The following is a 26,380-nucleotide window of genomic DNA, read 5'->3' on the forward strand; positions in this document are numbered from 1 at the left end:
CAAAACGGATATTAAATAAACCTCTTCAAAAAAGAGAGGTTTATTTTTATGTGTTATGTCGGCAATATAGGAGTTCAAATTTAGAATAGTAAACAAAAATTTTTATAAACAATTTTTAATTTCATTTAAACCAGATTAAAATGACAACGAAAAAATTTAACTCGCCAGCATTCTGGGCAGAACATGATGTCCCTTCAGAATTGCTACCTGTTTTCCATAATCGATGGAACAATTATGTAAACTCATGTACAGAAAATTCATTACTTGGAGATGTTTGGTCATCTACAAATAATGCTCCAAGATCTTTTTATTACAACTATACTACAGTAGAAGATGGAGAGGCAACTAAGGACAATACGATGCCAGTTCAATGGTCTGCTTTTCCGAATAGAATTAAGTTCTATTTCAGTAATAAATTTCAAAAGTATTTTACACCAAATAATCCAACAGCAGAAGAAAAATTAATTTATTTAAAAAGACTTTATGAATTAGCGGATATTGGACCAGCTGCTTTCTCTGAAAAGTACAATGTTTTTATGGATATTCCTAAGAGTAGATGTAATTTACCTGTAGCTTTTATAAATGCACCTTTATTAGAAAATACAGATGAAGTAGCAAAAGCTAAGCAAACAAAAGAGTTTGATTTAGTTCAGTACGATCCAATAGGACCAAGAGGTTGGCAAGATGAATATTGTGAATGGTCAGTTGAGCGAAATAAAGAAGGACAAATTATAGCGATTAATTTTACACATGAAAATCCAGAATATTGGTTTTTCTTATGGGAGCAAGACCCAAATAATGTATTGAAATTATATCAAGATATTTTAAAGAATGAAACAATTCAATTGTCGGATTTGTATTTATTAGATACAGAAGGAAATCCAGTAATTGAAGAGCAAACAGGGAGGCCTGCTTATAATCCTATTAACAAATGGAATTATGGAACTGCCGCAAATAAAACAAAAGGAGGAGCAATTCATTTGACAAGTAATCCAAATACATTAGGAGCAGAAATTGAATTAGGAGCAGGAGCAACAATGCTTAGAAAAGATGTAAAAGGGAATCCAATAATTGATGTTGATGCTTTGATTTGTGCAGGAGCTTTCGGAAGGCCTTTTAGAAATAGTGATCCAAGAATTGGACAATCGGTAAATGCTTTTATTCGAAATGTAGGTTTACGTTTAGGATTGACAAATCCGATTGGATTATATGGACAACAACCAGAAAGATGGGATGCTTTTCAACTTCCTGCTGCTGCAAATGGATTGACGATTCAAGATTTATATACGGTTGTTAGAGGATTAAAACATGAAGATATCACAAGAAGTTTTTATCCAAATGATATGATTTTACATTCTCGTTTTGAAGTTCCAGAGGGGTATGATTTTACATTGTCAGATATAAAAGTAGAAGGAATGCCTTTAGAATGGGGATCACAAATTGCAGAACAATTTAAAGTACAATTAGCAGCAACAGGAATTCCTCCAACAGCAGAAGCTAAAGTTCCAAATCAATTTTTACCAGTAAGTTATTTACCACTTCCAAATATAGGATATTGTATGGAAGCAAGATTATTTGAAGTAAGTAATGAAAATAAATTATTTAAATATTCAAGTGTAAATCCTACACCAATTCGAGTAAATAATAGAACTGTATTTAAAAATATTTTAATTATTGTAGATGGTGCATCTAGTGAAGAAATTGAAATAATTGCAATGAATGATGAAATCGATTTTACTGTTAAGCAAGTAAAACGAACAGAAGATGGTTCTTTTGCACTTCTAGTAGATGCTATAGGAAAAAAAGATACAAATGGAAGTGTAAGTGTTTGTGCAATTCAAAAAGGAGTTGAAAGTTTAAGATATGGAGTGTTTGGAAAATTTGAATTAGATATGAGTGCAGAATATTCTAGCTCGGATTCTATCAAATTCGATTTAAATAATATGAATATTAAATAATAATCAATCTTTAAAAAGCATTCAAAATGAAACGAATTAATACATTCCAAAACAACATATATAAAATAATTACTTTAGTTTTAATTATTGTTCTTTCCACTTCATGTGAAGAACCAAAAAAAGACAAACCAAAACCAGAAACAGCTGAGGTTCCAACACCATCTTGTGGAGCGCCTTGTGGAGTTCCAGAAATTACTTGGGATTTGCCAAATAATACTTGTGTTGGATCTATTCCAAATCAAGAAGTAATCAATTGTTTTGCTTGGACTAATTTTATTGCATTAAACTGGGAATCATCTGATGAAAGAGGAGTAGCAGATACATTAGTAACAGCAAATAATTTCGGAAATCCAGGGAATTTAAAACCAACAGTTTGGGAATCTTTTTTACAAAGAGAAGATGTATTTAGAGATTCTCCTCCAGCAAATTGGGATAGAATTAATGTAAAAGATTATATAAAAAGCATTAAAAGTTTAGGAGAATTGACAGAAAAATTAAGTCAAATTCCAGATAATAAAATTCTTCCAACAGATGAATCACTTCGTAAATTGAAAAGTGTTTTACAAGCAGGAAGTGAAGCTTTTTTAATTGATCAGGATACAAGTCTTGTTTGGTATGAAGTAAAAATGAATAAAGATGAGTATGAATTTATTATGAATAATAAATTATACGATTATCCAACGCAAAGAGAATATGCCAATAAAAATAATGGAATTTGGTTGCCTTCTGCTGGAACAGATGGATTTGAGCAAGGAGCAATGCAATTAAAAGCTTCTTGGAAGATTATTCCAAATGCTAAGTTTGATAAGCTGAAGAAGTATTATAAAATTTCAAAAGCAATGGTTCCTTCTTGGGTAAAAGTTAAGGAAGTTGACGGAAAAAGAGTTATTGTTTATGGACCGATGACAGAAGTTTATTTAGGTTTAGTTGGATTACATATTGTTCGAAAAATTCAACCAGCAAATCAATTTGTTTGGATGACATTTGAGCATGATTGGAATGCTCCTACAGAAAATGCAAAAGAGGAAGAAATGTCTGTTGCAATGAAAGAAAATGGAGGTTATAACTTCTTTAATAAGGACAGTAAACAGCCAATAAATACGATAAGTGATAGTTTAAATATTCCATCGCAAATTGTACGAATTCAGCAAAATGCGATACCTAAAGATGTGAAAGGATTAAATGCATATGTAAAGCAGTTGATTGCACAAACAAATTCTAATTCTGTATGGCAATATTATCAATTAATTAGTGTACAATGGCCAGAAAGTCCAGTTTCTTCTAAATTTAATGATGGAAGAAATGTTCCGTTACAAACTGGAGCGATTACGCCTGTAAGTATGGCAAATGTTACATTAGAATCATTTACACAAACACAAAGTTGTATGACTTGTCATAAATATGCTTCGATTCATTTAAATAAAATGGATGCATCGAAATTTAAGACAGATGTTTTTGCTTCGGATTATAATTTTATGTTTAGTGAAGCAGAATATAATAAACCAAAAGTAGATAAAAAGTAAAAAAGAAAAAGCATCTATTAATTTAGATGCTTTTTAATTTATATTTTTCATAAAATTATCCTCCGATAAGTTCCAGTTTTTTTGAATTGATTTTTTTTCCACTAATACCATCCAAAGTGATTTCTAAATATTCATTTTTCTTAAAATCATAATAGCTGACTGTCCAAATTTTCCTTCCATTTAATTCACCTTTATAAATCTCTGTTTTAACACCTCCAATTACAGGATATCCTTTTTCTAGTTGAATTTCATTTTCTAAACAATAATTCATTACATCCAACCAATTAAAATCGAATCCTTCATCCATGTTGAATTCTTTTAATAATTTCCCGTTTTCATCAAATTCATACCAAATTCCACATTCAGAACCATTATTAAATCTGTTTCCTTTGATTTCAATATTTCCGTTTAAATAAAAGTTTTTGACAGTATGAAAATAACTTTTGTCATCATAAATCGTTTGACTATAGCCATTTGAGTAATCAATTAAAATAATAAAATTCTCATGCTCTCTTTTTCTTACCTGTCCGTTTGTTTTTTCTTTATTATAGCTTTCAATATCAAATTTTTCAAAGTTTTTTGATACTTCAGGTATTAGGATTTCATTTTTCATTTTTGTTGTTTTTTGTGCAATACAACTATTTAAGCTTAATATTAAAGTTAATAAGTAAACTAGATTTTTCATCTTATTTAAATTGAATTGTTAGCTCTTTTCCATTGCCAATAATATAAACTACAACGACTATTTGTATGACCAGAAATATGGTGTGAATAGTCAAGTAAATTATCTGTTTTTCTTGCGTAATATGTAAATTCTGCATTTGTTGAAGCTTCAATATTTGTAAATGTATGCGCTAAATTCAATGAATGTAAAAGCTCATGAGAAGCAGTTTGGTCATTTGCAGATTTAAATACTACAACATAATCAGCATTTGCAGCAGAGAAACCACTCAAATTACCACCACTCGGATGGTATCCATTCTCTGCGAAGTAGAATGCTTTAAAATAAGCTGTTCCATCGTATTTATTATCCTTTTCTTTAAGTTTTCGTTTTAAATAATTCACAATTCGTTCACTAGGAATTGCTGGTTTTCTTGGAATTGCTGGTGTAGTTGCTGTTGCTGGAACAGCTGGAACAGAGGAAATACGATCACTTTTTGTTTTAACTTTTCCTCGTTTAATAAATCTACTAAAATCAGGATCACCAGTAAGATCTAATTCTACAATTTCAGAATCTGGAGATAATTCTACATAAGCTTGTTCTAAATATTTATTAATTCTAGATTTTTCTGGAGTTGCATCTACCATGTTTGGACTAGAAGTTCTTGACATTTTTGTTTTTATTTGTACAAAAACAACTCTTTTAGATTTTGTTACATTATTTGCCCAAACATTTAATTGCCCTGAAAGCGTAGAAATTTCATGTCCATCTTTATAAGCTTTTATAACCAATTTTTGATCGCTAGAGAAAATCTGCTCACTTTTAATAGTAACAATATCATTTAATTTCTTGATACCAGATTTTCCACTTATATCAATTCTATTTGGAGAAATCGTAAAATTAGCATTGTCTTCAAACTCCAAATAATCTGCTTCATCTGTAACATCAATATGTAATTTGATTTTAGCTTCTTTATTTTTCTTTAAACTTAACCATTCAGTATGATGTTTAAAATTCGATTTTGTACCATTTGAATCCGTAACTTTTTTCCAAGAAATTTCTATTGGCGCATAATTTTCTTTTTTTAATTTTTCAAATTGTACGTTGTCTTTTTTGAAATGACCATCATATTTATTAGAATCCATTTGAAGATTTGTAAAGGAACTTTCTAAATATTGTTTCGTGATAACATCTTCGAATTTTTCATCATTAAATAAATTGGTATCTCCGATTCTCAACCAATCAAATCCAAATTCACCTTGCCAATTATCATGCGGTCTAAAATTCACTAAAACTTTTGGAGTAGGAGAGATTTCTAAAAATTTACTTTCTTTTTCTACATCTTTATAAGTAGCTGTTGCAACAAGTTTATCAGTATCTGCTGTTTTAAATTCTTCCCAACTATGTTTTATTTTAAAAAGAGGTAAAAGAACTGCTCCTTCCTTTGCAGCAGCAGAAAAAGTAAGATATTTTTTTCCAGTTTCGAATTCGGTTGCATCCTTTTTTGTAATTTTTATTTGAACATCACCATCTTCTACGTTTTCTAATACAACTTTTACAGCTGCCTTTTTTTGATAAGGAATTTCAGAAATATGTTCCTCTTTTTCATTGACCCAATCTATAGAAACAATTTTCGGATTTTTTTTCTTTTCTTCTTTTTTCTCTTCTGATTTACCAGTTTCCGTTTTTTCAGGAGCTGGAATCCAAGTTACATTCCAAGATCGAACATATTCTTCACCATAATCTTGAATTGCTGGAGAAATAGTAACAATCGTTTTCATCGGATTATCTTCTTCAGCACTAAAGGTTTCTTCAAAATGAACAAGATGTGAATCACCAAATTCATACGTTCTTGTTGGAGGAAATTCAAAGCCATTTTCATAAAAACATACTTTTCCTTTCTCCATTTTATCTATTTCTTCCCAAGTGTCATCCTCACTTTCTTTTGTCATCCAATTTAGAATTCTATCTGTATTTCCGTCAGATGGGAAGCAAACTGTTATTAATCCACCCATCACTTCTGTGAGAGGCTTTCCGTTCGGTCTAATATCTCTATGATATTTCATATCAGTCCAAAGAAGTTCAATTTCTTGTCCCAAAATGAATAATTTTGATAATATCATTTCATGTAAAATTTTTTACTCTTTAAAATCAATTTTGTTCTATTATTAGTGTTTTTTAATGGTTGATTCTAAATTTCATAGTGTTTTATTCAAAGATATTAGTATTCTAATTAAAAACAAAATATTGAAAATTAACATTAAATAATTAATATTAGTTATAAATTAAGATTATTTTGTTAATTCATTTATGATGAAATTTTCTGTTTCTTTTCCAAATTTTTGTTTGATTAATTTTAAAAAATCAGAAGTCTTTTTTATTTCCTTTTGGTGAACTTTTTTAAGTAGTTTTTCAAAGTTTTTTCTTCCAATTTTAACCTCTAATTGGTATAATAAATAGGCACCTTTGTAAGTGATTGTTGTTTGATTCTTTGTGTTTTTTTCTTTTAATTCTTGTAAAGAAGGAGCATTTTTAATTGTTTCTTCTAATTCTTTAATGTTTTTAGAAAAATTTTCTTCTCCATATTGTTTTCTTTGAAGAATAATGGAAGTATACTCAGCAAAAGATTCGTTTAACCAATCTTCCCAAGAACTCACTTCTGCTTTATTCCACCATAAATGTGCAATTTCATGTGCCAATGTTTTATCATCATTTAAGTCATAAGTTTTTCCAATTGAAAGAGAAATAAATCCTTTTCTAGCATAAGAAGTTACACGTTTGAATTGATTAACAGCTAAGGTTAAATTTCCTTTTGCTGTTTTTCCAAACATTTTATTTAGTTGTTTTAAATGCGTTTCAATGTTTTTTTCTAATGTTTTGGTAGTGTTTTTTTCTAAATTCAAATGATACACATTTACTTTCTTTTTTGCCGCAGAAATTGATTTAAACTTTGAGGAAATGATAAAAGGAATATCTAAAAAAGGAATATTCTGTGACATTTTCCAAGAATTAGTTGTATTAGAAACTTGTCCAGATCCAATTAATTGTAATTCATTTTCTAAAATAAAATTTATATCGTAAGTAAAAAGTCCATAATCCAAATTAAATGGAAACCAAGCATTGTAAATATTTAGTTCTAACCAATCTTTATTAAATGGAAAATTTTTATTCTCAATTTTTTTTAAATCGAAAAGATATTTTAAATGAATTTTTCCATCTGTAATATTTTTATTTTTGATGAGAATTGCTTTGTCTTCCCCAACAAAAGATTCTTCAGTTATAGTATAAGTTAATGATTTTGCATTTGAAGAAATTTCAGAAATAGTAGCAGATTTTGGGAAAAATAATTTTAATTCATCACTTTTTGAAAGGTGTTCAAATGAAATTATAAATTCAGCATTTAAAAGATGTTTTTCAATGCTAATTTCAATAGTTCCTGTGTAGTGTTTTATTTTTTGTGAAAAGAGAAAAGAAGTGAATAAAAATATTCCTAAAGTAAAGATTGATTTTAAGTGTATTTTCATAAGGAGAAATTCTATAATTTCTTGCAATATAAACTTTTTAATGAAATTAAACGGTTAGTGTAAAAATTTAAGTTTGTAGAATAAAAAAAGCATATTGAAAACAATCAATATGCGTTAATATTTATAGGTTTTATATATTTAAAATAAAAAAAGACAAATAAGATTTAAAGCTCCGAAAATTAATTCAAAGAAAATTCCTTGTATAATTTGTTTGTTAGGTTTTCCATCTTTTATTAAACTTATAATTCTTCCAATTAAAAAACTTAGAAATAGGAGAGATGCAATTGTAAAAGATGTAAATGTAAACTTTTCAATAAAAATTCCGAGAGAAATAAGAATTCCTGAAAAGAACATTACCGAACTAAATCCGCGAATTTCATTCAATAAATTGGTGTCATTTTCAAGTGAAATTCCAGAATTCTTCGAGAAAGTTTTTATCGGATTTACCAATCTTGATAGACCAACAAAAATTAATAATATACTGGATAATGAAAGTGTAATAATTTTAAAAATCTCCATTTTAAATTGCGTTTAATTTATATTGCAAATCTAAAAGCAGCTTGTGACAAAGGTGTGTCAAGGGTATTTTAATCTTTTACATATTTTTCAAAATATTCTTGAATTGTCATATTGTGTGGCGTAAAATTTTCTTCTAAAATAAAGATAGATTTTATAAAATCAATTCTAAAAATTCTAAAATCATTTCGAAGTTTACAAAATGCAATCAAAAGAAAATTTCCATTAGTACTATAGATTGCGAAAGGTTCAATTTGTCGTTTAGTTTCCTTTTTATTTGAAGAAAAATAGTTAATTTCTAAAACTTGAAAATTTGTAATTGCAGATTGAATTTGCATTAAATTATTACTCGATTTTTCTTGTTTTTTTTCTTTTCCAAAATGAATTCTTTCCGATAATAAATCTGCTTTTCCTTTTTGAGAATATTTTAAAACCGCTTTAATTTTTGTAATTGCATTACTATAATTTTCACTAAAAGATTGATCTTTATTTTTTTGAATTAATTTTTCTGCTGTTATTAAAGCATTTGCTTCATTTTCAGTAAAAAGAACAGGAGGAAGCTGAAAACCTTCCATTAAAGAATACCCTTTTCCTTCTTCAGTGAAAATCGGAATTCCAGATTGTTCTAAAGTTCGAATATCACGATAAATAGTTCGTAAACTTACATTGTGTTTTTCTGCTAAAAATCGAGCAGTTACAATTTGTTTTGATTGCAATAAAGTAATAATTGATGTCAATCTTGAAATTCTTGGTTTTTCACTCATGAGTGTTTTTGGGTATTATTGTATCCGCAAAACTAAGCGAATAATTTATTTCAGAATAGATAAAATTCTCAGAATTATTTTCTTTTCCTTTTAATAAAAAGAATGCTTTCCGTTGATTTTCCGATGCAAATTTAAGAATTTCACCATTTGGTAAAATAGGAATATCATTTTTAAACTGAAGAAAATTTTTCGAAACTCGAAAGGTTATTCCCAACCAATGATTTTCGGATTCCAGCGGTTTTTTTCGATGAGAATTGTCTAAAATAATTTTATGAACAAACTTTGAATTTGTAGAAATTGAAAATAAAACAACAGAATTATGAGAAAGTATAATTTCCGATTCTTCTGTTGTTTCTTTGTTTTTAATTTTTAGTTTTCTTGTAAAATCAGCATCTAAAGTCTCAGGATTTTTATAACAAGAAAAAAGTGCGATATAAGAATTCGGATGAACATCGAGACACTGATCCGAATGATAACTCATTTTGCGATATCTTTTTTCATAAATTTCAATCAAAGCATTATTAAATTCCAATGAATCAGAATCGATTTCACTCATTTTCGTTTTAATATTTTCAATAATTTTTAAATGATTTTCATCGAAAAAATAATTTGCTTCTAGAAAATTGGTTGTCGTTCTAACAATCGGAATTCCTTTGCTATCTTTTTTTACTAAATGTTTTCCAAATCTTCCTTTTCCAGTATTTTCAAACAAAATAGAAGAAGAAAGTTCTTGAAAAAGATTTTCTTTTAAAGGTAAATTAATTTTATGAAAATTAGATTTTGACATCTTTTAATAAATAGGTTTTTTATAATCTCCAACATTCATACTAAAACGAATTTTATCATAATCTACCTTCTCTTTAGTATCATTTTCTTTTTTGTAATCTTTATATAAATTCTGACGCATTTCCTCGGTCATTTCCACCATTTTTAAAAGTTCTCCACTTTCATTTATATAAACATTTTCATTCATATATTGTGCTTTTACATTCGAACAACGAGCTACATATCCCATTCTCACAGGAATTTGATCTACTCTTAACATGGAAGTTCGAATTTCATGTGTGTATAAACGATTTGTAGAAAGTGGAATAATAAAAGCCGAATTTGGATAAAGAGTTACACTAAATTCTTTCACCAAAGAAGTATCTGTAATGTCTTTTTTTAATTTAAATAAAAGTCTAGAAAGTCCGCTTACATTTTTATAAGTCCAATCAAAAGTATCTTCCTTTGAAGGTTTTAAATCTTTAAATTCTGTTCGATCATAAAATGTACAAAAAGCAATTAAGCCTTCATCTGCCATATCTTTAGTTTTGTCAGAATGTGCTTTGATTTTGGCTTTTGCTTCTTTTCCATTTTCTTGTTTCACGTTTCGATAAATTTGTGCTAAAACATGATTTAAATCGGTCTTTTCTTCAAAAACGTCTTTTGCACATTCATTTAATCTTTGAATAATTTGTTTATCAGAATTTCTAAAATTGTCTGTAGGACCAGTTAAATTGCTAGAACATCTTAAAAGGTGATAATGTAGGATTTCACCATTTTCTTCATTTTCTTCTTTTGTAACATTTGTTAGGTAAATTCCTGTTCTTAATGCTTTAGAAGGTTTTGTAGATTCTGTTAATTCTTGAAAATCATGTTCTGATTCGACCCATTTAAAATAATCTTCATCATTAAAAAGATTTCTGTATAGAACTCCAGCATTATGTAAAAGAATCGGAACTTTTCCTAAATCAATTAATTCAAAATTTCCAACATTTTCATAATTGGAAGAAAGTTCTTTAATGATAAAAATAGTAGAGTTTTCATTTTTAAAATCCACTAAATCTCCGCAAACATAGATTTTTTGATGCTTTGTAATTTCTAATGGATTTTTAATAATTTCTCCACAAAAATGTTCTTTTAGATAGTTTAATTCTCTGTTTTCTTGATTTTCAGTTGGAAAAATTAGAAGTGCATTTTTAGTTTTTGAAATAGTATTTTCTGTTTTCATTTGCTTAATTTTCTATGTTTAAATCTTTTAAAATTAATGTTGAAACGTTTGATTTAATTGTAGAATATGGAATTTTCAATCTAAAATGTCCGAAAAGTTGTAAACCCAGTCGCTCTTCATTTTTTAAGATTTCCATGTTTTCAAATAAAGTTCCATAAATGTTCAATTTTTTTATAGTAGATGTGGTTTTATTTTTTGTATGATTTATAATTTCAAGAAGATAAATTTTATTATTTGTTATCACTTTTGCATCAATTTTCATTTCTGAATTTCCTTTTACAACATATTTTTTAATTGTTGTGTTTTTGTGAATTAATTGAAATTCATAAATAATATGATTTAGAAGGTAATTATTCCAGATTTCTTCCTGTTTTTTTACTTCAAGCTTTTCAAAATTTGGAAATTCTTCAATGATATTTTTATATGGATCAAAGAATTTTACTGAAATATCAAAATCTTGAATTTTAAATTTCTCTAAGGTTGTTGATTTTTGAGAAAAAGAAACTTGGATTCCAAAAACTATTAGAATTATAAAAAGAAAATCAGTTTTAATATTTTTTCTTTTTTTGTGCATTATTTCATTAATTTAAAATTATTTTCATAACAAAAGTTCCCAAATATAATTGGAATAAGTCAAACATCAAAAAAATGAAGTTTTAAGTTAAATAATAAAATATTATTATAAAAACTAGGCTGAGATGAAGTATTAGAATTGTTTCAAATAAAATAAATGTCAATTAAAAAACAATTAAAAGTTTGTTTTGAAATTCTGTTAAAAATAAAAACAGGCCACCCAAAATAAAAGATAACCTGTTGATTTGAAAAAAGATATTTATAGTTAAATCTAATTTAACAAAAATATTTTAGTTTACAAATTGCTATAAATTAGTATGGATTTCTTCGAATTTACCAATGATTCTTCTTTTTATTTAAAAATAAAATAATCAATTTGTTTGGAAAATAGATTTTCTATTTAAATTAGTAATCAATAAAGCTTCATTTTCAATAAATTTATTTTTGAATTCTTCTTTTGTTATTTTCATTTTAATAAAACAAAAGATAAGGAGGAAGTAAAAAATACTATGAAACCTATAATTTTAGAAGTTGATTTAATAGAAGTTTCATTTTTTCAATTAAATCCTTTTCATTATCATATTCAATAATATAATTAGAACTTCCAGCAGCAGTTGTAGAATATTCTGCATCTTTTTTACGTAAATAAATAATAGGTTTTCCTTTTGCGTTTGCATAACCAATTTCAATTCCCACACCAATTGATTTTGTAGTTAATTCGGCAACTAAAAAAGCGGATTCATCAATTTCCTGAAATGCAGTTTCCATCATTATTTTTTCTTCATCTGCTTTAAAATTATAATGATCTACAAATGAAAATAATTCTAAATTTTTTGTGTGGAAAAGTTTTACTAAACTTTGAACTTCTGTATCAAATAATTTCCGATTGGAATAGCTAATGGCAAAATAAACTTTTTTCATATAATGTTATATTATTTCTTTTTTGGATTAAAATAATGTTGACCAAAGATAGAAGTTTATTGAAAAAATATTCACTAAAAACTGGTTGTTTTTACTTCTTAAAAACAAATGAAATTAATCTTGAAAGTTCTTTATTATCTTCATCAAACCACTCATTTAATTCAATTAAAGAAAAACCATTTTGATTGGCTTTTTCCATATATTCTGAAATATGATGTGTATAAACTTCCAATTCATGAATTCCATCTTCTGTTTCGTATTTTGCTTTACTTCCTGAATATTGTTTAAAAGGATGCAATTCAGAAATGAAAAAGATTCCTTCATTTTTCATTTTTAGATTTGCTTGTCTAAAAATGTGATTTAAATCTTCAATATGTTCTAGCGTTAAACTTGAAGTAATTAAATCTGCAAAACCATTTTCTACATCCCAGTTTTTGGTTAAATCAGCTTTTTGAAAGATAACATTTTCACTACTGATTTTTTCTTTTGCTTTGTTCAACATTTCATCAGAAAAATCTAAACCGATTATTTTAGAAGCTTTATTTAATAACCATTGTGTATTTTTTTCTGTTCCACAACCTAATTCCAAAACATTTTCAAAATTGTATTTTTCTAAAGTTTCAATTGTTGCTTTTTGATCTAAATCTCTTGTTTTGTTTAAGTTTGAATCATATTGTTCAGCCCAATTATTATATGCTTTATCTATGCTCATTTCTAATATTATTTTTATTAAATGTAATATTAAATTATAATCTTAATCTTCTTTAATTTTAAACAGTTTTTATTGCATAAAAAAACAGACCACCAAAAAGAAAGTCTGTTTTATAAATATTTTAAAGGAAAATGAAATAAAAGTTTCATCGAATTTTATTTATACTCGATTTCGACTTCGCTCAATCTCCATTTGTTATCCAACCAAAGATTCTAAACTCGATTTTAAAGTTTCGATTTTAGCTAAAGCATCTGCTTCTTTTTTCTTTTCTAAAGCAACAACTTGTTCTGGTGCATTGCTCACGAAACGCTCGTTAGATAATTTCTTTTGCACACCTTTTAAGAAACCTTCTGCACGATTTAATTCTACTTTGATTTTCTCAATTTCTTCTTCAACATTAATTGCTCCAGCAACTGGAATAAAGAATTCGTTTGCTTTCACACGGAAAGATAAACTTCCATCTAATTTTTCAGAAACTGTGTGAATCTCCGAAATATTTCCAAGCTTAGAGATAATCACATCAAAAGCTCTGTTGATTTTCTCATTTTCCATTACAGAAAGTTCAATAGCCTCTTTAAATGCGATGTTTTTATCTTTACGAATTGTTCTAACTCCAGAAATAATATCTTTAATTTCTTCAAAATCAGAAACGATTTCTTTGTTGTAATTCTCGTCTAATTCTGGGTAAGAAGCAATAATTAAAGCTTCCTCAGCAGTTCTTTCAGAGAAATGTTGCCAAACTTCTTCCGTTAAGAAAGGCATAAATGGATGCAATACTTTTAAACAATCTTCGAAAATCGCAACTGTTTCAGCATATGTTTTCGCATCGATTGGTTGTTGGTAAGCTGGTTTTACCATTTCTAAATACCAACCACATAATTCATCCCAAATTAATTTATAAATGCTCATTAAAGCATCTGAAATTCTATATTTAGAATAATGATCTTCAATAGTTGCTAATTCACTTTGGAATTTCGCTTTGAACCACTCAATAGCTACTTTTGCAGATTCTGGTTGCTCAATTTCTTCAGAAACTTCCCATCCTTTAACTAAACGAAATGCATTCCAAATTTTTGTTGTGAATTTTTGTCCTTGAGAACATAAATCTTCATCAAAAGGTAAATCGTTTCCTGCAGGAGAACTTAATAACATTCCTACACGAACTCCATCCGCTCCATATTGTTTCATTAATTCAATCGGATCAGGAGAATTTCCTAAAGATTTAGACATTTTACGTCCTTGCTTATCACGAACGATTCCAGTTAAATAAACATTTGTAAATGGTTTAGCATCTCCAAACTCATATCCAGCAATAATCATACGAGCAACCCAGAAGAATAAAATCTCAGGAGCCGTTACTAAATCATTTGTTGGATAGTAATATTTAAATTCTTCGTTATCAGGATTTCTTACACCATCAAAAACACTCATTGGCCATAACCAAGAAGAGAACCAAGTATCTAAAGCATCAGGATCTTGTTTTAAATCTGCTACTGTAATTTCTTTTCCTAATTTCTCAGAAGCTAAAGTTGCTGCTTCTTCAATTGTTTTTGCAACAACGAAATCATTTACACCTTCACCGTAGAAAAATGCTGGAATTTGGTGTCCCCACCATAATTGACGAGAAATATTCCAATCACGAACATTATTCATCCAGTGATTATAAGTGTTTACGAATTTATTTGGAACTAAGTTTACCTCACCATCTTGCACAGCTTTGATAGCTGGTTTTACTAAATCTTCCATTTTTAAGAACCATTGAACAGAAACTTTAGGCTCAATTACAGCCTTCGTTCTTTCAGAAGTTCCTACTTTATGTACATGATTTTCAACTTTTGCTAAGAATCCTTTTTCTTCTAACTCTTTAGCAATCTCTTTACGAACTACAAAACGATCTTTTCCTTCGTAGTGTAAACCGTGAGAATTTAAGCTTGCATCATCATGGAAAATATCAATAACTTCTAAATTATGTCTTTCTCCAATTTCTTTATCATTTGGATCGTGTGCAGGAGTAATTTTTAAACATCCTGTTCCGAATTCCATATCTACATATTCGTCTTCAATTACAGGAATTGTTCTATTTGCAATCGGAACGATTACTTTTTTCCCTTTTAATGAAGCATATCTTTCATCATTTGGATTCACACAAATTGCGCTATCTCCAAGAATTGTTTCTGGTCTTGTTGTTGCAATTGTTACAAACTCTTCTGTTCCTTCAATTTGGTAATTGATGTGATAGAATTTTCCATTTCTTTCTTCATAAATCACCTCTTCATCAGAAAGCGTTGTTTTTGCTTCAGGATCCCAGTTTACCATTCTATATCCACGGTAAATTAACCCTTTATTATATAAGTCAACGAAAACTTTTGTTACAGATTCCGATAAATCAGGATCCATCGTAAATTTCGTACGATCCCAATCACATGAAGCTCCTAATTTTTTTAACTGACTTAAGATAATTCCACCATGTTTATGTGTCCAATCCCAAGCGTGTTCTAAGAATTCTTCACGTGTTAAATCATCTTTTTGAATTCCTTCTTCACGTAATTTTGCAACAACTTTTGCTTCCGTAGCAATTGATGCATGGTCAGTTCCAGGAACCCAGCAAGCATTGTAACCTCTAAGACGAGCTCTACGAATAAGTACATCTTGAATAGTATTATTCAACATGTGTCCCATATGAAGTACTCCTGTGACGTTTGGTGGTGGAATTACAATTGTGTACGCTTCTTTTTCGTTTGGTACAGATTTAAAATAATTGTTTTCCATCCAGTAACTATACCACTTGTCTTCAACTTCTTGTGGGTTGTATTTTGTTGCAATATTCATTTTTAATAAATAATTTATATTTAAAATATCCGCAAATGTACAACTTAAAAAAAATCTAAAGAATTTTGAATGAAAAAAAAAATAATTAATTTTACAAAATAAAAAACTATTATCATGAAAAAATTTGTACCATTATTAGTGCTTTTTCTTACATTCGTAGGAGTGCAAGCACAACAGAATGCAAATAATCAAGCAGACCCAAATGCTCCAGTTATTACTTTTGAAGAAACTGTAATTGACTATGGGAAAATTGAGCATAAAGCAGATGGAAAAAGAGTGTTTAAATTTACAAATACAGGAAAATCTCCTTTAATTATATCTAAAGTTAAATCATCTTGTGGTTGTACAGTTCCAAAAAAACCTGAAAAACCAGTAATGCCAGGTGAGAAAGCTGAAATTGAAGTGAAATATGCAACGAATAGAGTTGGAGGATTTTCAAAAACAATTACTGTATTTTCAAACGCTAGTGAACCAACTGTAAGATTAAAAATCAAAGGTGTGGTGATGAAGCCAGAAGCAAATTCTAAAGTAGAAAAGAAAAAAAGTATGATGGCAAACTAATTACTTTTGTTATAAGAAATAGAAAATAGTAATCAATTTTTTGATTACTATTTTTTTTAGCTATGAATTAAATTTAATTGAAATGAATCAATTTAACCATAAATAAATGAAACAAAAATTACTATTATTAATCACTTTATTGATTTCTATATCTTCTTTTTCCCAAAAGATTATATTTAAAGAAAAAGTCTTCCAACCAAATGATATTGTAAATCTTTTTGCAAATGATGTTAAACTTCGAGCCGAACCAAACACAACTTCTGAGGTTTTAGCATTAATGAGAATGGGATCACAACTAATATTTTTAGAAAAAACAAACCAAGAATATGTGACGGATAATGTAAAAAGCGATTGGGTGAAAGTTCAATATGCAAATCAAGTTGGATATATTGTGCAAAAATTTATTGCCGTAGAAAAAGTTACTTTAAATGGAGAACCATATTATTTGAATGTAGAATTTGATGCCAAAAGAAAAAAATATAATATTTTGATAAGGAAAATGAATCTTCATGCTGAAATTGTTGAGAATGAAAGAATTTTAGTTCCAGAAGATTTTGATTCTTTAGAAATTGCGTTTTCAGATGACGATAGAGAACTTGACATTATAAAAGATATTATTGAAGTAGTTTATAAAAAAGGGGAAAAAAAAGTGACAACTTATATTTTTTCAGGTCCTGTTTATCTTCATAAAATTCCATCATTAATAGAGGATAAAAAGCTTACGAAAGATAAAAAAGAAGAAATTATTACAACTCAAAAAATACAATTCCCTGATGAAGTAGAACATTATGAAGGAAGTTTTATCTATTATACAGAAAGTATTGTAAGAAAGAATCTAGAAAATTCTAATTTAAAAGAAATTATTGAGCAATATAGTGTTCGAATGAAATGGGGGGAAAATGGATTACAACCAACATTTGAATATGTGAAAAATAATATTGAAGAATCTAAAAAAAGATAAAAATGAAAAAGTTACTATTTATTTTAAGTTTATATTGTTCTTTTTTCACTTTTGGACAATCGAAAGAAATTTCTCATTACATTACAAATGAAATAAATTGGAAAGAAAATGACACTGTTTATTTGTTTGGAAATAATGTAAAATTTAGAGAACATCCAAATACAGATGCAAATAATAAAGTTTTAGATACATTGCCAATTGGAGCTGAATTAAGAGTAATTGAAGTTTCCAAGAAAACATATAATTACAATGGAATTGATTATCCTTGGGTTATGGTGCAACATGATTATGAAATTGGATATGTTTTATCTGGTTTAATTGCGAATTCAAAGTTGGAATATCAAGGAGAAGAATTTTATATACTTGGCTACAAAAAACCATCTGATAATCCTTTTGATACAAATGTTGTTACTAAAATTCGTGCAAAAAAATCAAATGATGAGGTGGTTGAACAAGAAATTAGATTTATAAAAAATCATGTTTATTTTTCAATTTATGATGCTAAAGGTTTAGAGTATGTAGATAATGTTGTTCGAATTTCAACTTTAACAGAATCTTGTGGTGATACTTCTATTGAAAATTATTTTACTTTTTCTAAAGAAAATGGATTTCAATTAATTTTTGGAACTAATATAGTTGCTGATGGAGGATATAGTACTGTAGAAGAAATTATATTCCCAAGCGATAAATTTGGAGAAAATGATAAAATTATTCTACTAGATACAAGTTATGATTATGCAGATGATGAAGAATTAATATCTATAGAATATACTGAAAAATACGAATTTGCGTGGCCGCAAGAAAATATAAATGAAAAGATTAAAAAAGCGCTAAAAAGAAAATAAAAATAAAAGGCTATCCTAGGATAGCCTTTTAAGTTTACGATGGAAATTCTTTAGCCCATTCTTTAGTCCACGGTTTAAATAAATTTAATTGTTTGGTTAATTTAGTTCCCAATGGCGTTAGAATGTACCCATCTTTCGTCAATTCTAATAAATGTAAACTTTTTAATTCTTTGATTCTCAAATTCAAGGTTGTCGGTGATGAAGTTCCACATCTGTAGAGTAATTCGCGAAACTTACACGGCCCATCCTTCAAGCTCCAAATAATTCGTAAAGTCCAATTTTTTCCTAACAAATCAAATAAAGCTAATAGTGGTTGATCATTACTGGCATCTTTTTTCGGTATAGATAATTTCATATGTATTTTGTTAGTTTTAACAGTAAATGTAGTTAAAAATTATTATTTATGCATAATAAATTTATAAATATTCTAATTTTAGTTTAATATAGATAAAATGTAAAATCCACGCAGGACCTATCAATAAAAACTGAATATCCTTTAAAAATGATGGTTTTTTCCTTCTAATTGATGTCCGTAAAACTGTCCAATCCATGCAATAACAAATGTTATTATCGTAATCTTTAGAATCGAAACTGGCACGTATAATTCTATAAGATAAAAAGATATAAGACAGAAAAAACTAAAAATTAGCATTCCAAAACTTAACCTAATTGAAAGAGATATATAGTAAATTAAAACAAATAATAAAGCTATTGTCGCCCAATTTACTAAAAAAAGATTTCCAAAAGAAGAAATTAACAACTGATTTGGAATTGCATAAAAAAAACCTACAATAGACCAGAAAATAATAGGAACACAAACAAAATGAATTTTTTTATTTTTTGCATTCTGATGACTTTCTGCATATGCATCTAAAAGTAATTGTAATTTGGTTGTTTTTGTTTTTTTAGAATTCATAAAATTGGTGTTTTTGAGAGCAGTTGAAATTGAATATTCAAGAAAATTAGAAAAACTTTTTTCAAAATACTAAAAAAAATATAGCTTTGCACTTGATGAATTACCCAAAGAAAATAAAAGCTCTTTTACTTTTAAGTATCATAAGTATTATGATTCTTCATAATGCGCTGCCACATATTCACCATATTCATCACAAATTAGTTTCTTCAGAAACTTCACATAATCATTCTCATGATGGACATTCACACCATCATTCTTCTGATGAAAAAAAACAAGATTCTTCTGCTTTTCAATCTAAACTACCGATTGATTTAGAAGGTCATGCACATTCTTTTCATTCTTATGAAGATATTACTTTAACGAAATTCAAAACAGAAATTGCAAAAGTTCAAAAAGCAGTTTCCGAGTTTGGATTTGTTTTCACAGATGGTTATTATACAATTGCTGAAAAACTCGATTTACATAGGAATTTTCTTTATGATGAACCATTCTATGAATCCTATGTTTTTCAAAATATTGCTTTAAGAGCTCCACCTAAAATTGCCTAAATTCCGCATATCGGATAAATCCCTTTATCCAAAAAATCAATTATTTATTAATAAAAGAATTTGTGATATTTATTTACTGCTTGTTTTGTATTTAAAGAAGAGATGTATTAAATCGTTGATGAGATTTTATAACTCGAAATCATACATAAATGCAACAAACAATGAGCAAACTTACAAAAGTGCGCTAGTGTAAATATTAAATTTTATTTCAATAGAAAAACAAATTCTTTAAATATCATTTTTAAAAATGAGACTTAAATTAGTTTTCATTTTTTGTAGCTTTTTTGCTTTTTCTCAGTTAAATGCACAAGAAAAAACAGAAAATATTCTGCAAAAAATAGAACAGAACAATAAAGAATTACAGGCTTTTGCTACTTATATAAAAAGTAAAAAATTACAATTAAAATCAGAAAATAATCTTTCAAACCCTGAAGTTGGAGCTTATTTTTTACCATGGGGAGAACATACAGATGGAAATTATTCAGAGTTTGAAGTTTCACAAACTTTTGAATTTCCAACAGTTTATACTTCTCGTAAAAAATGGATTACTACTGAACAAATGAGTTTGGATTATGCTTATGAATTAAAAAAACAAGAAGTTTTACTTTCTGCAAAAAAGGAATTAATCAAACTAATTTCTCTACAAAATTTGATGAAATTAGAAGAAGAAAGAATTCTAAAAGCAGAAAAAGTTTATGAGCAAACAAAACAACTTTTTGAAAAAGAACAAATTGGGATTTTAGACCGAAATAAAGCAAAAATAGCTTGGTTGCAAAAACAATTTGATTTCGAAAAGTTACAAACTGAAATGCAGAATCAAAAACTTACTTTAGAAAGTTTAAATGGTGGAGAAGCACTTAATTTTTCTATTCTAGCATTTGATAAAAATGTAAATTTGGCGCCTTTAAATGAATTATGGGAACAAAAGAAAAAAAACGATTTTATGTTGAAACAAATTTCGCAAAAAGAAACTGTTGCCTTACAGAAATATAAACTTTCGAAACATAAATCGTTACCAAATCTTACAGCTGGTTTTAATTATCAAGGTGTAGCAGGAAATAATTATTCTGGACTTTATGGAGGAATTTCACTTCCACTTTGGAATAATAAAAACAAAGTAAAAGCTGCGAAAATCGATTATGAATCAAGTAAAATTGAATCGGAAGCTTCTATTTTAAAATTATATGCTGATTTTCAAAAGAAATACAATTCTTACCAAACAATTTTAAAGAAATACACAGAATATAAAGAAGTTTTAAACTCTTTGAATTCTGCTTCTTTATTGTTGAAAGCATATGAATTAGGTGAAATTAATTTCATCACTTATTTCCAAGAAAATCATTTTTACGAACAAGCGATAAATAAAGTTTTAGAAATGGAAAAGGAACTTTATTTACTTCAAGCAGAATTATTTAAATACCAATTATAAAATTAAATATTATGAAGATCACAAAATTAATTATTGCAGGTTTAGTTGTTTTTGCTGTGGCATGTACGCCAAAAAAAGAAAAGAAAAATGAGGATCATGGACATGACCATGGAACTGAACAAAATTCTGATCACGGACACGATCATGGTGATGGTGACCACGGACATGATCATGAACATGGAGATCACCATGAGCAAAAAGAATTTAAAGTAAATGATTCTACTTCAAATCATGATAATCATGAGCATAAAGAAGGAGAAGAGCATCACAAACATGAAGCAGAAGAAACTCATAAACATGAAGATGGAACAGAGCATAAAGCTCACTAATTTTTGAGTTTTTAAGCTTTAAAAAGTTTAGAGGTGTGTAAAAAACTCATCTCTAAACTTTAAATAATTGGTGAAATAATTTGTGATTTAAATAATTATTAAAAGAAAAAAACAATGCGATTTTTATATATAATCATTGCTTTAGCAATAGTTTCTTGTAGCCCAAAAGCACAAGAAGATCATGGACACGCACATGATGTAAATGGTGGACATTTTGAAGAAACACCAAGAATAGATTTTACAAAATGGACAGAGAAATCAGAGTTATTTGTTGAGTTTCCAGTTTTAGTTGTTGGAAAAACAAGCCGATTTGCTGCTCATTTTACAACGATGAAAAAACACAAACCCGTTACAGAAGGAAAAGTAACGGTGAGTTTTATTTTAGGAAATTCAGGAATTAAACATACGGTAAATGCACCATCTTCTCCAGGAATTTTTTCTCCGAAATTACAACCGAAAAAAGCAGGAAAAGGTACATTGATTTTTGATATTCAAACACCTGAATTTTCGGATGAAATTGTAATTAAAAATGTAGAAGTTTATACTGATTTAGAAGCTGCTAGAAAAGCAAATCCAGCTACGGAAGATGATAGTTCGATTTCATTTTTAAAAGAACAAGCTTGGAAAATGGAATTTAAAACAGAACCTGTTCGAGAAATGGAAATTTATGAAATGATTTCAACTTCTGGAGTTTGGAAAACATCGAATTCTAATTCGAAAGTTTTAAATGCAACAACAAGCGGAACAGTTTCTTTTGCTGATGAGAAAATTGTAGAAGGAGCAAAAGTTCAGAAAGGACAATTGCTTTTAACGATTGAAAGTAAAGAGTTTTCCGTGAATAATTTAAACTCAAATGTTGCTAAAGCAAAAGCAAATTTTGAAGAAGCAAAATCGAATTTTAATAGAAAAAAAGAATTATACGAATCGAAAATTATTGCAAAATCAGAATTTTTAAAATTTAAAAAAGAATTTGAAGTTGCAAAAGCTTCTTATCAATCTTTAGTTTCTAATTTTTCTACAAAAGGAAAACAAATCAGAGCGCCATTTTCTGGATTTATTAAAAATGTAAAACATCGAAATGGTGATTTTGTAGAAGAAGGAGCGATGTTATTTACAATTTCCAGCCAACAATCAAATATTTTAGAAGCAAAAGTAAGCGCTTCAGATGCAGAAAAACTAAGTGCAATTCAAAATATTTGGTACCAACCAGAAACAGATTCTTGGTCGAATTTAAAAAAAACCGAAGGAGAAGTTTTATCTGTTGGGAAAAAAGTAGATACTGAAAACCCGATGGTTTCTGTAATTGCAAAAGTAAAAGATGCTGTTTTAAAACCTGAAGGAGCATTTACAGAAGTGCAAATTGCTGTTGGAAATGGAGAGAGAGGAATTGTAGTTCCTTTGAATTCCTTATTAGAAGATTATGGAAATTATTCAGTAATCGTACAATTAAGTGGAGAAACTTTTGAAAGAAGACCTGTAATAATTGGAAAACAAAACGGAGAATTTGTGGAGATTAAAGAAGGACTTTCGAAAGAAGAATTTGTAGTGACAAAAGGTGCGTATCAAGTTAAAATGGCTTCAATGTCTGGACAAGCGCCAGCTCATGGACATGCACACTAAAAAGGATTGGATTTATGTTAAATAAAATTTTATCAATATCGTTACAAAATAGATTTCTAGTCCTTTTAGTCGCTGTGATTTTAAGTATGACAGGAATTTATTTCACACGTACAATGAACGTGGATGTGTTTCCAGATTTGACTGCACCGACAGTTACAATTCTGACAGAAGCACATGGAATGGAATCGGAAGAAGTAGAGAAATTAGTTACTTATCAATTGGAAACAGCAATGAATGGTTCGCCAAATGTTCGACGAATTCGTTCGTCTTCGGCTGCTGGAATTTCTATTGTTTGGGTAGAATTTAATTGGGGAACAGATATTTATCGTGCAAGACAAATTGTTAGTGAAAGAATTCCGATGGTTCGTGAGAATCTACCAGAAGGAGTTGGAACACCAACAATGGCACCGATTTCTTCTATTATGGGAGAAGTAATGTTACTTGGAGTTACTTCGGATAGTTTGTCGCCAATGGAACTTCGAACTTTAGCAGATTGGATAATCAGTCCAAGAATTAAATCAATTGGAGGAATTGCAAATGTGATTGTAATCGGAGGAGATTATAAAGAATATCAAGTTTTTGCAAATCCTGAAAAATTGAATTATTACAATGTTAGTATTACAGAGCTTTTAGAGAAAGTACAAGAAGCAAATTTGAATGCTCCAGGAGGTGTGATTAATCAACATGGAAATCAATATATCATCAAAGGAAGTGGGCGAGCTTATAACTTGGAAAGTTTACAAGAAAGTATTGTTAAATATAAGAATGGACAAGCGATTAAAATTAAAGATGTTGCGACAGTTCAGATTGGAACTTCAGATAAAATTGGAGATGGATCGTTAAATGGAAAACCTGCTGTTGTTCTAACAATTTCAAAGCAACCAGATGTAAATACTTTAGAATTGACAAAAAGTTTGGATGAAGCAATTGTAGATTTAAAGAAAACAATTCCAGAAAATGTAGAGATTCAAAGTCATATTTTTAGACAAGCGAATTTTATTGAAGCTTCAATTAATAATTTAAATCAAACTCTTTTAGAAGGAGCATTTTTTGTTGTTTTAGTCTTATTTATTTTCCTGATGAATTGGCGAACAACAGTGATTTCTCTTTTAGCAATTCCAATTTCACTTTTAGTTTCTATTATTGTTTTAAAACTTTTAGGTTATACAATTAACACGATGTCTTTAGGAGGAATGGCAATTGCAATTGGAGCTTTGGTGGATGATGCAATTATTGATGTGGAAAATGTTTTTAAGAGATTAAGAGAAAATGTACAAAAACCAAAAGAAGAACGATTAGGAATTTTAGAAGTGGTGAAAATTGCTTCGATGGAAATTCGTAGTTCGATTATTATTGCAACGTTAATTATCATTGTTTCTTTTGTTCCATTATTTTTCTTAAGTGGAATGGAAGGAAGATTGTTACAACCACTTGGAATTGCATTTATCACATCTGTTCTAACTTCTTTGATTGTAGCTGTAACAGTTACGCCAGTTTTATGTTCTTTTTTATTAAAGAATGAAAAAGTAATAGGAAAACAAGCAGAAGGGACAAAAATCGAAAGAGTTTTACAAAAATGGTATGCTTCTATTTTAGAAAAAACATTAAAAATTCCGAGAATTATTATTGGATTTACAGTAGGAGTTTTTGTTTTAAGTTTAGTGTTTTTATCGCAATTAGGAAGAAGTTTCTTACCAGAATTTAATGAAGGTTCTTTGGTAATCAGTGTTGTTGGAATTCCTGGAATGTCTTTGGAGGAAAGTAATAAAACAGGAAAATTAGTAGAGCAACTTTTATTAGAATTACCAGAAGTTGATGTGGTAACAAGAAGAACTGGGCGAGCAGAATTGGATGAACACGCACAAGGTGTAAATGCTGCCGAAGTGGATGTTCCTTTTACTTTAAAAGATAAAACAAAAGAAGAATTTTTCGAAGAAGTTCGTACAAAGTTGAGTGTAGTTCCTGGAGTAAATATCACGTTGGGACAACCAATTGCTCACAGAATTGATCATATGCTTTCTGGAACTCGTGCGAATATTGCGATTAAGATTTTTGGTTCGGATTTACAAAGACTTTTTGAAGTTGGAAAAGACGTAGAAACGAAAATTAAAGCTATCGATGGGATTGCAGATGTTGCCTTAGACCAGCAGATTGAAGTTCCACAATTACGAATTGTTCCGAAAAGACAAATGTTGGCTGCGCACGGAATGACTGTGAAAGAACTTTTAGAGCAAATGGATATTTCTTTAGCAGGAGAAAAAGCAGGAGAAATTTATGAAGGACAAAAGTATTTTGATTTGGTAGTTCGTTTGCAAAAAGAAAACCGAGACACAAAAGAGAAAATTGAAAAAACTTGGATTCATTTGCCTAAAGGAGGACAAGTTCCTTTGCGAGAATTGGCAACTGTAGAATCTGTTAGTAGTCCGAATACAATAAGTAGAGAAGATGTACAGCGAAAAATTGTTGTTGCTGCGAATGTGCAAGGACGAGATTTACGAAGCGTGGTAAATGATATTCAGAATATTGTAAATACTGAGGTGAAATTACCAGAAGGATATCGTGTGGAATATGGAGGACAATTTGAAAGTGAAGCGAAAGCATCGCAAATGTTATTAATTACGGCTGTGATTGCGATTGTGATAATTTTCTTTTTGCTGTATTATGAGTTTAAAGATATCAAGCTTTCATTTATTGTTTTGATCAATTTACCTTTAGCGTTGATTGGTGGAATTCTGATTGTGTATTTTACTTCTGGAATTATCAGCATTGCTGCAACTATTGGATTTATTAGTCTTTTTGGAATTGCAACAAGAAATGGAATTTTGTTGATTTCTAAATATGAAGATTTACGAAAAGAAGGAAAAGAAGGTTTTGAATTATTAAAAATTGGAGCATTGGATCGTTTAAATCCGATTTTGATGACTGCTTTTACAACTGGTTTAGCTTTGATTCCTTTAGCAATGAAAGGAGGAGAGCCTGGAAATGAAATTCAAAGTCCGATGGCAGTGGTGATTCTTGGAGGATTACTTTCTGCAACGGTTTTAAATCTGATTGTAATTCCTTGTGTTTATGAATTGGTGATGAAGCGAAAATAGAGACAATTTAGACTTTATATAATTTCAAAACCCAACTAGATTTTTTCTGGTTGGGTTTCTGCGTTTTCTAGAGCTGCTTTGTATAGTTCTAGTGTTTTTCTT

At 28.7% G+C, this 26,380-nt stretch carries 23 protein-coding genes; 10 read left to right on the forward strand and 13 right to left on the reverse strand.

Features of this window, described 5'->3' with window-relative positions; translation table 11 throughout:
- Positions 1-140 precede the first annotated feature (140 nt).
- Positions 141-1,958: a hypothetical protein gene (locus I1A51_RS10635; protein WP_196893714.1), complete on the forward strand. Its 1,818-nt coding sequence runs from the start codon at positions 141-143 to the stop codon at positions 1,956-1,958.
- 26 nt (positions 1,959-1,984) lie between these two features.
- On the forward strand, positions 1,985-3,481 hold the full coding sequence (locus I1A51_RS10640) for a hypothetical protein (protein WP_196893716.1): 1,497 nt from the start codon (positions 1,985-1,987) through the stop codon (positions 3,479-3,481).
- Positions 3,482-3,536: 55 nt separating this feature from the next.
- Here I1A51_RS10640 and I1A51_RS10645 read toward each other — a convergent pair whose 3' ends face one another.
- The 11 genes from I1A51_RS10645 to I1A51_RS10695 form a co-directional block, all read right to left on the reverse strand.
- A complete protein-coding gene (locus I1A51_RS10645; RefSeq protein WP_196893718.1) occupies positions 3,537-4,094 on the reverse strand; it encodes a hypothetical protein in 558 nt (185 codons plus the stop codon).
- Positions 4,095-4,171: 77 nt separating this feature from the next.
- Positions 4,172-6,265, reverse strand: a complete 2,094-nt coding sequence (gene tssD, locus I1A51_RS10650; RefSeq protein WP_196893719.1) for a type VI secretion system tube protein TssD — start codon at positions 6,263-6,265, stop codon at positions 4,172-4,174.
- Between the two features lie 168 nt (positions 6,266-6,433).
- Positions 6,434-7,666, reverse strand: coding sequence for a M1 family aminopeptidase (locus tag I1A51_RS10655; protein ID WP_196893721.1), 1,233 nt, complete (start codon positions 7,664-7,666; stop codon positions 6,434-6,436).
- A gap of 138 nt (positions 7,667-7,804) precedes the next feature.
- Positions 7,805-8,185: a DUF4345 domain-containing protein gene (locus tag I1A51_RS10660; protein ID WP_196893722.1), complete on the reverse strand. Its 381-nt coding sequence runs from the start codon at positions 8,183-8,185 to the stop codon at positions 7,805-7,807.
- Between the two features lie 68 nt (positions 8,186-8,253).
- Entirely contained in the window at positions 8,254-8,946 is a 693-nt protein-coding gene (locus I1A51_RS10665) for a helix-turn-helix transcriptional regulator (RefSeq protein ID WP_196893724.1), read from the reverse strand.
- Positions 8,939-9,733 carry an alpha-ketoglutarate-dependent dioxygenase AlkB gene (locus I1A51_RS10670; RefSeq protein WP_196893726.1) on the reverse strand — a complete coding sequence of 265 codons (795 nt, stop codon included), beginning with the start codon at positions 9,731-9,733 and terminating at the stop codon, positions 8,939-8,941. The genes I1A51_RS10665 and I1A51_RS10670 overlap by 8 nt, the downstream gene beginning before the upstream one ends.
- A 3-nt stretch (positions 9,734-9,736) precedes the next feature.
- Positions 9,737-10,939, reverse strand: coding sequence for a hypothetical protein (locus I1A51_RS10675; protein ID WP_196893728.1), 1,203 nt, complete (start codon positions 10,937-10,939; stop codon positions 9,737-9,739).
- A 4-nt stretch (positions 10,940-10,943) separates the two neighbouring features.
- A complete protein-coding gene (locus I1A51_RS10680) occupies positions 10,944-11,513 on the reverse strand; it encodes a hypothetical protein (RefSeq protein WP_196893730.1) in 570 nt (189 codons plus the stop codon).
- A 515-nt stretch (positions 11,514-12,028) separates the two neighbouring features.
- Positions 12,029-12,433 carry a nucleoside 2-deoxyribosyltransferase gene (locus tag I1A51_RS10685; RefSeq protein ID WP_196893732.1) on the reverse strand — a complete coding sequence of 135 codons (405 nt, stop codon included), beginning with the start codon at positions 12,431-12,433 and terminating at the stop codon, positions 12,029-12,031.
- A 91-nt stretch (positions 12,434-12,524) separates the two neighbouring features.
- A complete protein-coding gene (locus I1A51_RS10690; RefSeq protein WP_196893733.1) occupies positions 12,525-13,145 on the reverse strand; it encodes a class I SAM-dependent DNA methyltransferase in 621 nt (206 codons plus the stop codon).
- A 195-nt stretch (positions 13,146-13,340) separates the two neighbouring features.
- Positions 13,341-15,974 carry a valine--tRNA ligase gene (locus I1A51_RS10695; RefSeq protein WP_196893740.1) on the reverse strand — a complete coding sequence of 878 codons (2,634 nt, stop codon included), beginning with the start codon at positions 15,972-15,974 and terminating at the stop codon, positions 13,341-13,343.
- A 114-nt stretch (positions 15,975-16,088) separates the two neighbouring features.
- Between I1A51_RS10695 and I1A51_RS10700 the strand changes: the two genes are divergently transcribed.
- From I1A51_RS10700 to I1A51_RS10710, 3 genes are all read left to right on the forward strand, one after another.
- Positions 16,089-16,535 (forward strand): DUF1573 domain-containing protein, encoded by a 447-nt coding sequence (locus I1A51_RS10700; RefSeq protein WP_196893742.1) that lies wholly within the window; start codon positions 16,089-16,091, stop codon positions 16,533-16,535.
- Between the two features lie 106 nt (positions 16,536-16,641).
- Positions 16,642-17,496 carry an SH3 domain-containing protein gene (locus I1A51_RS10705; RefSeq protein WP_196893744.1) on the forward strand — a complete coding sequence of 285 codons (855 nt, stop codon included), beginning with the start codon at positions 16,642-16,644 and terminating at the stop codon, positions 17,494-17,496.
- Between the two features lie 2 nt (positions 17,497-17,498).
- Positions 17,499-18,341 (forward strand): hypothetical protein, encoded by an 843-nt coding sequence (locus tag I1A51_RS10710; protein WP_196893746.1) that lies wholly within the window; start codon positions 17,499-17,501, stop codon positions 18,339-18,341.
- A gap of 34 nt (positions 18,342-18,375) precedes the next feature.
- On the opposite strand, the gene I1A51_RS10715 is transcribed toward I1A51_RS10710, so the two are convergent.
- Positions 18,376-18,696 carry a winged helix-turn-helix transcriptional regulator gene (locus I1A51_RS10715; RefSeq protein WP_196893747.1) on the reverse strand — a complete coding sequence of 107 codons (321 nt, stop codon included), beginning with the start codon at positions 18,694-18,696 and terminating at the stop codon, positions 18,376-18,378.
- A 141-nt stretch (positions 18,697-18,837) separates the two neighbouring features.
- Positions 18,838-19,257, reverse strand: a complete 420-nt coding sequence (locus tag I1A51_RS10720; protein ID WP_231374014.1) for an Mpo1 family 2-hydroxy fatty acid dioxygenase — start codon at positions 19,255-19,257, stop codon at positions 18,838-18,840.
- Between the two features lie 95 nt (positions 19,258-19,352).
- Here I1A51_RS10720 and I1A51_RS10725 point away from each other — a divergent pair, with 95 nt between their 5' ends.
- The 5 genes from I1A51_RS10725 (at position 19,353) to I1A51_RS10745 (ending at position 26,278) form a co-directional block, all read left to right on the forward strand.
- Positions 19,353-19,805, forward strand: coding sequence for a hypothetical protein (locus I1A51_RS10725; protein WP_196893748.1), 453 nt, complete (start codon positions 19,353-19,355; stop codon positions 19,803-19,805).
- Between the two features lie 247 nt (positions 19,806-20,052).
- Positions 20,053-21,234, forward strand: coding sequence for a TolC family protein (locus tag I1A51_RS10730; RefSeq protein WP_196893749.1), 1,182 nt, complete (start codon positions 20,053-20,055; stop codon positions 21,232-21,234).
- A gap of 11 nt (positions 21,235-21,245) precedes the next feature.
- The gene (locus I1A51_RS10735; protein WP_196893750.1) at positions 21,246-21,563 is read left to right on the forward strand and encodes a hypothetical protein; all 318 of its coding nucleotides are present in this window, start codon (positions 21,246-21,248) and stop codon (positions 21,561-21,563) included.
- 114 nt (positions 21,564-21,677) lie between these two features.
- A complete protein-coding gene (locus tag I1A51_RS10740; RefSeq protein ID WP_196893751.1) occupies positions 21,678-23,183 on the forward strand; it encodes an efflux RND transporter periplasmic adaptor subunit in 1,506 nt (501 codons plus the stop codon).
- A 14-nt stretch (positions 23,184-23,197) separates the two neighbouring features.
- Complete coding sequence (locus I1A51_RS10745) at positions 23,198-26,278, forward strand: efflux RND transporter permease subunit (protein WP_196893752.1); 3,081 nt, start codon at positions 23,198-23,200, stop codon at positions 26,276-26,278.
- Positions 26,279-26,380 lie beyond the last annotated feature (102 nt).

Source organism: Aureivirga marina (assembly GCF_015767265.1).
GTDB classification, from domain to species: Bacteria; Bacteroidota; Bacteroidia; order Flavobacteriales; family Flavobacteriaceae; genus Aureivirga; species Aureivirga marina.

Bases quoted from the DNA above. Each gene is read 5' to 3' on its own strand.
- I1A51_RS10675 (WP_196893728.1), bottom strand. From the start codon at position 10,939: ATGAAAACAGAAAATACTATTTCAAAAACTAAAAATGCACTTCTAATT.
- I1A51_RS10730 (WP_196893749.1), top strand. From the start codon at position 20,053: ATGAGACTTAAATTAGTTTTCATTTTTTGTAGCTTTTTTGCTTTTTCT.
- I1A51_RS10735 (WP_196893750.1), top strand. From the start codon at position 21,246: ATGAAGATCACAAAATTAATTATTGCAGGTTTAGTTGTTTTTGCTGTG.
- I1A51_RS10715 (WP_196893747.1), bottom strand. From the start codon at position 18,696: ATGAAATTATCTATACCGAAAAAAGATGCCAGTAATGATCAACCACTA.
- I1A51_RS10640 (WP_196893716.1), top strand. From the start codon at position 1,985: ATGAAACGAATTAATACATTCCAAAACAACATATATAAAATAATTACT.
- I1A51_RS10635 (WP_196893714.1), top strand. From the start codon at position 141: ATGACAACGAAAAAATTTAACTCGCCAGCATTCTGGGCAGAACATGAT.
- I1A51_RS10695 (WP_196893740.1), bottom strand. From the start codon at position 15,974: ATGAATATTGCAACAAAATACAACCCACAAGAAGTTGAAGACAAGTGG.
- I1A51_RS10660 (WP_196893722.1), bottom strand. From the start codon at position 8,185: ATGGAGATTTTTAAAATTATTACACTTTCATTATCCAGTATATTATTA.
- I1A51_RS10705 (WP_196893744.1), top strand. From the start codon at position 16,642: ATGAAACAAAAATTACTATTATTAATCACTTTATTGATTTCTATATCT.
- I1A51_RS10745 (WP_196893752.1), top strand. From the start codon at position 23,198: ATGTTAAATAAAATTTTATCAATATCGTTACAAAATAGATTTCTAGTC.
- I1A51_RS10700 (WP_196893742.1), top strand. From the start codon at position 16,089: ATGAAAAAATTTGTACCATTATTAGTGCTTTTTCTTACATTCGTAGGA.
- I1A51_RS10725 (WP_196893748.1), top strand. From the start codon at position 19,353: ATGAATTACCCAAAGAAAATAAAAGCTCTTTTACTTTTAAGTATCATA.
- I1A51_RS10645 (WP_196893718.1), bottom strand. From the start codon at position 4,094: ATGAAAAATGAAATCCTAATACCTGAAGTATCAAAAAACTTTGAAAAA.
- I1A51_RS10740 (WP_196893751.1), top strand. From the start codon at position 21,678: ATGCGATTTTTATATATAATCATTGCTTTAGCAATAGTTTCTTGTAGC.
- tssD (WP_196893719.1), bottom strand. From the start codon at position 6,265: ATGATATTATCAAAATTATTCATTTTGGGACAAGAAATTGAACTTCTT.
- I1A51_RS10710 (WP_196893746.1), top strand. From the start codon at position 17,499: ATGAAAAAGTTACTATTTATTTTAAGTTTATATTGTTCTTTTTTCACT.
- I1A51_RS10685 (WP_196893732.1), bottom strand. From the start codon at position 12,433: ATGAAAAAAGTTTATTTTGCCATTAGCTATTCCAATCGGAAATTATTT.
- I1A51_RS10665 (WP_196893724.1), bottom strand. From the start codon at position 8,946: ATGAGTGAAAAACCAAGAATTTCAAGATTGACATCAATTATTACTTTA.
- I1A51_RS10680 (WP_196893730.1), bottom strand. From the start codon at position 11,513: ATGCACAAAAAAAGAAAAAATATTAAAACTGATTTTCTTTTTATAATT.
- I1A51_RS10720 (WP_231374014.1), bottom strand. From the start codon at position 19,257: ATGAATTCTAAAAAAACAAAAACAACCAAATTACAATTACTTTTAGAT.
- I1A51_RS10690 (WP_196893733.1), bottom strand. From the start codon at position 13,145: ATGAGCATAGATAAAGCATATAATAATTGGGCTGAACAATATGATTCA.
- I1A51_RS10670 (WP_196893726.1), bottom strand. From the start codon at position 9,733: ATGTCAAAATCTAATTTTCATAAAATTAATTTACCTTTAAAAGAAAAT.
- I1A51_RS10655 (WP_196893721.1), bottom strand. From the start codon at position 7,666: ATGAAAATACACTTAAAATCAATCTTTACTTTAGGAATATTTTTATTC.